Source organism: Arthrobacter oryzae (assembly GCF_030812315.1).
Taxonomy (GTDB): Bacteria; Actinomycetota; Actinomycetes; order Actinomycetales; family Micrococcaceae; genus Arthrobacter; species Arthrobacter oryzae_B.
Genome location: NZ_JAUSSM010000029.1, coordinates 1 through 8,386 on the forward strand (window position 1 = coordinate 1; position 8,386 = coordinate 8,386).

Below are 8,386 nucleotides of genomic sequence, written 5' to 3' on the forward strand. Positions count from 1 at the left end.
GACGGGCCAGTCACCCTCCGCCGCGTGGAGGTCTGTGTGGCAGACGCCGGTGGTGATGACCTTGACCAGCGCCTCGCCCCGGCCCGGGGCAGGAACGGGGAGGGTCTGGATCTGAAGATCCTTGCCGAACTCGGTTACTACTGCTGCTTGCATCGTCGTCATTGTCGATTTCCTTCGTTATGGGTGCCGGCAGCAATGGACTGCCTGGGCAGGAAGTGGTGCGGCGGCCAGGCCCGAGATCCCCCGGGCCTGCCGAGGTTGGTGCTTCGGCGTCCTGGACGGAGTAGGCGTCCTCTCAGAGGACAAGGACGGCCGCGCCACCTCAGCGGCCGGGTAGGGGGCGAGGCGAACGGATGTGTTAGGGCGTGGATGGCCCTCTCAACGTGCCCGCGTCTTGTCGTGGAATCTCGCCTGGACCATCCTCGGATGCAGTGAAACACGGCATCGTTCACTCTTGTTGAGAGCGGGACGGTGTCCGTTGGATTCAGCTTAGGGTCCGGAGGGTTGCAACAGGGTTGCAGTCCTGTGAGTCAGCTCACGGATGCTGGCGGGTTCCGAGTTCGGATTCCAGACGCTCCAGATCAGCAACCACGGCCGCCCTTTTGGGGGAGCGCGGGGGCAATAGTTTCAGTGCCGCCATGCGGACGGCCATGTCACCGCTCGCTTCAGGAAGGTCCGCATATTGGAGCAGGGCCTCTGCGCTGCCGTCCGTGAGGAGAGCTTCCCGCAGGAGAGTGGAGACGCGCTCCCGCAGGTTAACGACGCCTGGGGCCTCCGAGCGCGGCAGCACCGAACCGCGATAGATGTCCAAGGCAACCCGGTGTGCCCCGCGTTGAAGGCAGCTGAGCACCTGGCCCGCGTCCGGTGATTACTGCGCTGTTTCATCCGCCATCGACGGGTAGGAAAGCACCTGTGAGGTAAGCGGCCTCTTCGGAAGCTATACGCAACGGCGTTACAGCCCGGGAAATAGGCCCGCGTGTCATGTCGGAAGAAGACGTAGCATTGAGCGCATGGCTCGTTACGCGATGAAGATGGCATGCACGTTCCTGACACTTCTTGGGCTACTGGTCACAGGAATGGCTCCGGTGGCAGCGGCTCCGCCATCCCGAGATAAGGACCCGGTGGGCAACGACGTTTCCTGGCCCCAGTGCGGTAAGACCCTTCCCACCGGGCAAGCATTCGCGATCGTGGGCGTAACCGGCGGACTGGCTAACAACACCAACCCTTGCCTCGCTGAGCAACTCACTTGGGCCGCTACCTCTACCGGGGTAACTGTGCAGCCCAAGGTCGCGTTATACGTCAACACTGCCAACCCAGGACATGAGGGCTCTTGGTGGCCATCGTCCAACATCTACCCCGACGACTCCGACATGGAGGTTGCCAATCCCTATGGGACATGCCGGCATGAAGTCGACCACGCCTGCTCATACATGTACGGCTACGCGAAGGCTTATGACGACGCTACTATCCGAGGCGTGACCAACCCCGGCAATTATTTCTGGTGGCTGGATGTGGAGACGGAAAATAGCTGGCAGACCGACACAGCCCTGAACCGGGCGACCCTTGAAGGGATGGTCGACTACTTCACGAGCATCACTGCCGGACGTAAGAACGCCGAAGGTAAGGACGCCGGCGTCGGGATCTACTCGACGGGTTATCAGTGGGGAATCATCGCCGGGACCGTGCCATCCAGCAGCTCCCTCACTGCACTGCCAAGCTGGCTTGCAGGTGCCAGGACCCTGCGGGGAGCGAAGTCGAATTGTTCTCTTCCTGGGTTGACGCCCGACAGCCCGGTAACAGTGACCCAGTATGTGTCGGCCGGACTCGATTACGACTACTCCTGCATATAGGCTGCGCCTCTCCATCCCAACACCCCAGCGTGGTCACTACCGCCAATGATTGATCGAGTAAAAGCCGGAAGCCCCATTGAAAGAGGCCGCACGGCGAGGATCCTCGTATCGGCAAACTAGCGTCATATCACAAAACGCCGCCACCAATCGATGAAAGGCACAGATAAAGACAGTGCCCTCGTCGCGTTTACAGAGTCAGTAAACGTCTCGTATCCCCAGCGTCTCGAGACACTGAGGGGATGAGACACCCAGGTGGGTTCAGAGAAGGAGTCGCCCCCCGGGCGGGATCGCCTATCGCATCAGCTGGTCACTTGTCGGACCTGAACACGACGCGGAACTCGACCTGGCAGTGATCCGCAACCGCGGCTCCATCGCGGTCTACGCCAACAACGGCGGCGATCAGATGAGCCTGGACGTGCGCAGGCATTTCAGCCTCAATGTCCGCTACCAGTTCGTGCTGCTCTACACCGTTGGCATGGCGGCGGTGCACGCCGCCGCCGAGGACATCAATGCGGCCATCGCCGACGGCGCCCTTCCGGTGGGAGAGGCCGCAGGCCTGCCGCTGCATCGCATTGACCTGGCGGACACGGCTGCGGCCCACGCGGCGGTGGAAGAGAGCATCGTCGGCAAGGTGCTGATCGATGTGTCAGCGGGCTAGCCGATAGCTCATCGGGAGCCTCGAGGGGATCATCACGCCGTGCAGCCGAGGGACCGAGCGGGCCGAGAAGCCCGGGCTGCCGACCGGTAGCACGGTACAGAAGGCCTCGGCCATATTCGTCGAGCTCATGGCGCGAGAGTGTCTGGGCTTCGCCGCGCTCGATCTGGCAGAACCCTGTGCTGAACCGACTGCCCTTTGCTGTCTCGACGTCTGTGACGAGCGCGTCGTCCGAGACGCGCCCTGTCTCCAAGCGGGCCTCGCCGGCACCGTCATCGTCGGCGTGTATGTTTGCCTCACTATTGCAGGGATTGAGAGGGGGCGGCGCACATTGAACATTACTGACCTGGCTGCGTCGGACGTCGGACGGAAAATACGCATCGTGGGTTTCGGGGGAGAATTCGAAATTCAGGGAATCTTGGAACGAGTCACCTACGAATGGACCGTGCCTCGCCCTGAGCAGTGGGGGTCCTCGCCGGAGATAGCGTCAGTGGGTTTAACTGTTAGCGGGTGGGAAGCGACCCTAACCCCGACAACGACCTGTGAACTCCTGACAGCCAAGGTGGCTGAAGGTCGGACTCCTTAATAGCAACGCAACGAGAGGGTCCGATCCAGAAATGATTCGGGGCACTCGGTCGTACTTCCCTGGTAGATGATGTGTGGACATTGACCCCTGCGCGGGTCTCTCTGACTGTGGCCGCGGTTTGTGCCTGTGGCCGCGGTTGCCTGTGAAGTTGGTGGGGTGGCGGGGTTAGGGTCCTCGCTGGTGGGTCCTCCGCCTGCTGGCTTCCTGGGTTGTCGGTCCTCTTTGTGGCTTGTTCTGATGGCCGGTGTTGGCCATCACTCATTCATGGCTGCGAATTGTGTGGACGACATGACCAAGGGGTTCCCGTTCATGGGTCGCGCCGGTGCTCTAGACATGACGAACAGCAATCCCGGTTTCCGCTACGCGACTGCTGCCTCAGCCTCATCTGCAGGGCTCAGGTGTTCCTCGAGTTCGGTGATGAATGCCTTGAGGTTGGCCGAGCGGAGGCCAGAGGTTTGTCTCGTCGACCGCAAATGTAACGAGTGGCTGCGTCCAGATCGAGTTTGCGGCGGTGTCAGCGGGGTATCAGCAGGCTGATTTGTGTCCTGATGTCCTGCACCAGTGCCTCAATGTCCAATCCGGCGTTCACACTTGCGGCCATGCTGACAAACATGATCGCGGAGACAATGCGCGCCGTCGTCGCGGCGTCACCCGCGCCGGCCAGTTCTTCCCGGTCCAGTATGGCGGCAATGGCCTCCTCGGTTTGCCCAACGATGGATAGAGCTGCGCTGTGGTGTGGCTCCGTATGGTCGCCGAAGACCATTTCCCGCAGGTAGAAGCGTCCGTTGTCGATTTGGGTTCGGTTGCACTCCACGATCGGCCGCACGACGGCCATCACCGCACCCAGGGCATCCTGGATGGTTTCAGCATCCGCCCGGCCCCGCTCGAGAGCTTCGGCGTAGTGGGCGTTCTGAACGAGGAGGAGGAGTTCTCCCTTGGTTTTGGCGTAGAGGAAAAGGGTTCCGGTGCCGATGTCGGCTTTGTCGGCGATCTGCTGGGTGGTGACGTCCTCGACCCCGTACTCGGCGAACAGCTCAGTGGCTGCGGCTGTGATGCGGTCCAGCTTCTCCTGCTTGTTCCGCTCGCGCCGTCCGAGCGGCCGGGATGTGACAGGCATGTGGGTTCCTCTGGACGTAAACTGACTGGACTCAATAATGAGTATATCGAAGCTGCGGAGACCGGGCCCTCCGGTCGGCGCCCCTACTCTTTGTAGTGGGGGAGGATCCGGCCACGCTTGACATACGTCATTGCTGCGTCAACCTCATAGGCATGGATTGCGGAGGCCGCGGGCTTCAGCTGATCGGAGTGGTTGTGGACAGTTGTGCTGCTAAAGAAGGCGTCACGGGCCTGCCGAGTCGGCAAATCCCAGGGTGATTGATGTGTGGAAGCTTTGGTCCGCCGGGTTGTCGTGGGCGATGTTGGGGGTGTCCCACATCTTCTCAATCCATGGCATGAATGACTGAGTGCGCAATTCCTTCAGCATCCCAGTGGCGGCCAGGGCAGGAACAAGTCCCTTCTTCACGAGCCGCCGGAATTCGGGTGGGCGGACACCGGGGCGGCGGCGGAGGTAAATGATCGCGCGAGCGCCGACAGTCTCTGCCGGGGAGGCGACGTCATACCAGTGTGAAGTCTTCGGCGGACCGGCGTAGAGAAGGGTGCGGCGGAATACGTTGACCTCGTCCTTATGGGCCAAGGCGGTCTGCTTGCGCCCCTTGAGCGGCGAAAGCGTGGATTGGAAGGTGACTTCCGCTATGCCGTCGATCTTCCGGTCGGCAGGGATGGTGGTCTCCACCCCAGTGGTTGCGGGCCAGAGGCCGGGTTGTGTTCGGCGAGGTGGATCTGCCGGTACTCCTCCAGCCCTGGTGTGGCGGCGATGATGCCGGAATGCGGGCCTTTCCAGTAGTCCATGCCGGTTTGGCGGGACTGCTCTTTGCGCACCCAAAGCAGGACTGAGGACGTGAAATGCTTTTCCAGGTGCGGTCCGGTAGTTGAAGGTGTGATGCCCATTGATGCCTTCTTTTCGCGAGCGTGGTGGTCAGGGGGCGAGGAATTCGACAACGGCGGGTGCGAACCGGGTGTGGTACTGGAAGATGCCACCGTGGCCGGAGTCGGGGTAGATGATCAGTTCGGATCCCTTGATGCGGTGATGCAGTTCTTCGGAGAGCGCGGAGGGCACCATGCGGTCGTTGTCGCCATTGGCGATGAAGGTGGGTTGGGTGAGAGTGGACAGGTTCGACGGGGCCGAGCGGCCGAACTTCTGGATTGCCTTCAGCTGCGTCTGAAATGCGCGGGGGCTGATTGGCTTGTCACGGTTCTCGGTTCGCTCCTGAAGGCGTTTGATGAAGGCTTTCGCAGCGGGTTTGCCGGTGGTGTCGCGGTTGAAGAACAGGAATTCCTTGGGGTCGGACCGGGTCAGGGTTGCCCGGAGGATGTCCCAGTAGGTGGTGCCGACGACCTTGTCGATGTCTTTGCCTCCCCGCGGACCGGTTCCGGTCAGCACGAGCTTGCGGACAAGATGGGGATGTTTGATGGTCAGGTCCTGGGCGACCATGCCGCCCAGTGAGAAGGAGAACACATCTATCTTGTCGAATCCGAGGGCCTTGATGAAGGTGTAGGCGTCGTCGGCCATTGCTTCGATACTGTTGGGAACTTGTCCAGTGGAAGCGCCGACACCGGGCTGGTCGAAGGTAATGACGTGGCGGTTCTTGGCAATGGGGTCGATGATACGGGGGTCCCAGTTATCAAGGGTGGCTGCCAGGTGCACGAAGAACACTACGGGGATGCCGCCCTTCGGCCCAAGCTCGCGATAGGCGTATCTGACACTTCCGGCGGTGACAGTGCTGGCAGGTGCCTTCGCATACGAGGTGACGACTGGTTCCTTGGCTGCGTCGGTGTTGTCCATGACGGTTGTTCTCCTGGATTCTCTGCGTGAATTGTGGCTATCGGCGGGTCAGCTGGTGACGGTGAGCACTGCTTTGCCCCGGAAGCCCCCTGCGGCCAGGGCTTGCAGCGCCTCTGGAGCCTGGCCGAAGGTGAAGACCCTCCCGACGATGGGGCGCAGTACGCCGGCGTCCACTAGGGCGCTGATCTGACGTAGTTGGTCGCCGCTGGCACGCATGAAGAGAAACTCATAGCTGACGCCGAGCTTCCTGGCTTGCCTCCGAATCTTGCTGCTGAGCCCGGTGATCGCCAGGCGCAGCACGGGGTTGAGGCCTGCTTTGCGGGCGAATACCGGATCGGGCGGGCCGGCGATCCCAATCGCCTTCCCACCGGGCTTGAGGATGCGCAGTGATTTCTGCAGGATTTGCCCTCCGAGGCTGTCCAGCACCAGATCGTATCCGCTCAGACGCTGTTCGAAGACCTGGGTGCGGTAGTCGATGACGATGTCAGCGCCGAGGTCCCTCACGAACCCGGCGTTGGAGCTGCTGACGGTGGTTGCAACGGTCGCGCCGAGATGCTTGGCGAGCTGGATGGCGATAGAACCGACCCCGCCTGCACCGGCATGAATGAGAACCTTCTGCCCTGGTTGCACATTGCCCTGCTCGACGAGGGCCTGCCATGCGGTAAGCGCTACCAGTGGCAGCGAGCCGGCCTCCTCCATGCTGGCCGATACGGGCTTGAGCGCAAGGTCTTCCTCCGCGACGGCAATGCGTTCGGCAAATGTGCCGATGCGGTCCTCCTTGGGACGGGCGTAGACCTCATCGCCGGGCTTGAACCCCTTCACTCTTTCTCCCACGCGCAGCACTGTGCCGGCTACGTCGTTGCCGAGGACTAACTGGAGCTTGTAGGGAAGGATCTGTTTGAACTCACCCAGGCGGATCTTCTCGTCCAGCTGGTTCAAGCCGGCCGCGTGAACCTGCACGAGCACGTCCCGTTCGCCAACGGCCGGTTCAGCAACCTCGGCTTCGCGCAGCGGTTCCTTGTACTTGTTGATAACGAATGCCCGCATGCCGCGATGCTCCTTCTGGGTGGACGTTCTTGTAGTTGGCGCCGGTGGCGACGGTAACTTCCCCTGGGGGTGGGGGCGACGCTGTGTAAAGTGACTATAATCAATTATGACTGCACTCAATTAATTGTCAAGCGAAATGGAATCGCCGTGGTGACGTGTTGGGTTCATCACCACGGCGCGGCTGCTGTTTCTAGGACTTGCTGAGCGCAAGTTGGGGGTAGAGCGCCTCGATGGGGGCACTGAGTCTGGCCTTGAGCTGCACGGACGTCTCGTCGGCGAGAACCTCGTACTGGCCGGCTTCGACGGCATCCAATACCGTGGTGACCAGATCGGCCGGGTCCATCTTGGGGTCGGTGGCATGCGCAGCCATCGCCGTGTCGACGTAGCCGACATGGGCGCCAACCACGTGCACTCCTTCGGGGCGAGCTCCAGGCGTAGCGAGTTGGTGGCCGACCGGAGGGCTGCCTTGGTGGCACTGTAAATGCCACCGGCGGCGTACCAGCTCAGTGCGGAGTGGATGTCGATGATTGCGGATTTGGCCTTCGCTGACAGGATCGGTGCGAAGGCGCGGGCGAGGAATAGTGGGCCGAGGAAGTTCGTCTCGACATTGGTCCGGATTTCCGCGTCGGTGTGGGTAGGGATGCCTGGGGTTGCAACGGACGCTCCAGCGTTGTTGATTAGCACTGTCACATCGCCCGCAGCCCGACGGCAGCCCGTATTGAGTCCGGGTCTGTGATCTCGAGGGCGAGTGGGACGATGCGCTCGTCCTCCCAGGTGCGCGGGGTGCGGGCGGTGGCGTAAACCTTGCTGGCGCCGCGTGCGAGGGCGCCGTGGACGAAGTGGGTTCCGATGCCGCCGTTTGCGCCGGTGACGAGGACGACTGCTCCATTGAGTGAATGCATTTCACGAACTTTCTTGTGCTGATTTCCATCCGCGCCGGATGGTGCGGGATTAGGCGTGGGCAAGGGCCGGGTGGTCGGTGTATCCGGCTGCCCCGCCGCCGTAGAGAGTGCTGGGAACGACCTCGTTCAGGGGGCGTTTGAACGCAGGCGCTCAACGATGTCGGGATTGGCCAGCGCAAAACGGCCCAGTGGGGCAACGTCCGCAAGGCCGGCCGCGACGTCGTCGGCTATCTGCCCACGGTTACGTCCATAGCGGACCACGAGCACCGCCGTCGGCCATATATCCCTGAGGGAGCGGAGCAGTTCGTCGCCTACGGGGTGAAGGTGCAGATACGCCAGGTTCAGGCTCGCTAGCTGTATTGACCACGTACGTTAGTGACGCTCGGCGTGGTTTGGTGACATGAAGAAGACCTCCGGGTGGAGTGGGGCTTGTCTAGAGTCCAA

The 8,386-nt window shown here is 61.8% G+C and carries 7 protein-coding genes and 3 pseudogenes; 2 read left to right on the top strand and 8 right to left on the bottom strand.

Going from position 1 to position 8,386, the window contains the following annotated elements; all coding sequences use genetic code 11:
* A pseudogene (locus J2S97_RS23775) lies at nucleotides 1-153 on the bottom strand (alcohol dehydrogenase catalytic domain-containing protein); the annotation flags it as partial.
* 382 nt (nucleotides 154-535) lie between these two features.
* Nucleotides 536-865: pseudogene (locus tag J2S97_RS23780) on the bottom strand (transcriptional regulator); the annotation flags it as partial.
* 145 nt (nucleotides 866-1,010) lie between these two features.
* Here J2S97_RS23780 and J2S97_RS23785 point away from each other — a divergent pair.
* Together J2S97_RS23785 and J2S97_RS23790 are read left to right on the top strand one after the other, a co-directional pair.
* Nucleotides 1,011-1,850: a hypothetical protein gene (locus tag J2S97_RS23785; protein ID WP_307052392.1), complete on the top strand. Its 840-nt coding sequence runs from the start codon at nucleotides 1,011-1,013 to the stop codon at nucleotides 1,848-1,850.
* Nucleotides 1,851-2,199: 349 nt separating this feature from the next.
* Nucleotides 2,200-2,508 carry a hypothetical protein gene (locus J2S97_RS23790; protein ID WP_307052393.1) on the top strand — a complete coding sequence of 103 codons (309 nt, stop codon included), beginning with the start codon at nucleotides 2,200-2,202 and terminating at the stop codon, nucleotides 2,506-2,508.
* Between the two features lie 1,097 nt (nucleotides 2,509-3,605).
* Here the strand turns inward: J2S97_RS23790 and J2S97_RS23795 are convergent.
* From J2S97_RS23795 to J2S97_RS23820, 6 genes and pseudogenes are all read right to left on the bottom strand, one after another.
* The gene (locus J2S97_RS23795; protein WP_307052394.1) at nucleotides 3,606-4,208 is read right to left on the bottom strand and encodes a TetR/AcrR family transcriptional regulator; all 603 of its coding nucleotides are present in this window, start codon (nucleotides 4,206-4,208) and stop codon (nucleotides 3,606-3,608) included.
* Between the two features lie 222 nt (nucleotides 4,209-4,430).
* Nucleotides 4,431-4,883 (bottom strand): hypothetical protein, encoded by a 453-nt coding sequence (locus tag J2S97_RS23800; RefSeq protein ID WP_307052395.1) that lies wholly within the window; start codon nucleotides 4,881-4,883, stop codon nucleotides 4,431-4,433.
* Nucleotides 4,841-5,098 (bottom strand): hypothetical protein, encoded by a 258-nt coding sequence (locus J2S97_RS23805; protein ID WP_307052396.1) that lies wholly within the window; start codon nucleotides 5,096-5,098, stop codon nucleotides 4,841-4,843. The genes J2S97_RS23800 and J2S97_RS23805 overlap by 43 nt, the downstream gene beginning before the upstream one ends.
* 28 nt (nucleotides 5,099-5,126) lie before the next feature.
* The gene (locus J2S97_RS23810; protein ID WP_307052397.1) at nucleotides 5,127-5,993 is read right to left on the bottom strand and encodes an alpha/beta fold hydrolase; all 867 of its coding nucleotides are present in this window, start codon (nucleotides 5,991-5,993) and stop codon (nucleotides 5,127-5,129) included.
* A gap of 48 nt (nucleotides 5,994-6,041) precedes the next feature.
* A complete protein-coding gene (locus J2S97_RS23815) occupies nucleotides 6,042-7,040 on the bottom strand; it encodes an NADP-dependent oxidoreductase (RefSeq protein WP_307052398.1) in 999 nt (332 codons plus the stop codon).
* A 190-nt stretch (nucleotides 7,041-7,230) separates the two neighbouring features.
* Nucleotides 7,231-7,942 (bottom strand): annotated as a pseudogene (locus tag J2S97_RS23820) (SDR family oxidoreductase).
* Nucleotides 7,943-8,386: the final 444 nt, after the last annotated feature.

Excerpts from the sequence above, each read along its gene's own strand:
- J2S97_RS23785 (WP_307052392.1), top strand. The coding sequence starts at position 1,011 with ATGGCTCGTTACGCGATGAAGATGGCATGCACGTTCCTGACACTTCTT.
- J2S97_RS23795 (WP_307052394.1), bottom strand. The coding sequence starts at position 4,208 with ATGCCTGTCACATCCCGGCCGCTCGGACGGCGCGAGCGGAACAAGCAG.
- J2S97_RS23805 (WP_307052396.1), bottom strand. The coding sequence starts at position 5,098 with ATGGGCATCACACCTTCAACTACCGGACCGCACCTGGAAAAGCATTTC.
- J2S97_RS23810 (WP_307052397.1), bottom strand. The coding sequence starts at position 5,993 with ATGGACAACACCGACGCAGCCAAGGAACCAGTCGTCACCTCGTATGCG.
- J2S97_RS23815 (WP_307052398.1), bottom strand. The coding sequence starts at position 7,040 with ATGCGGGCATTCGTTATCAACAAGTACAAGGAACCGCTGCGCGAAGCC.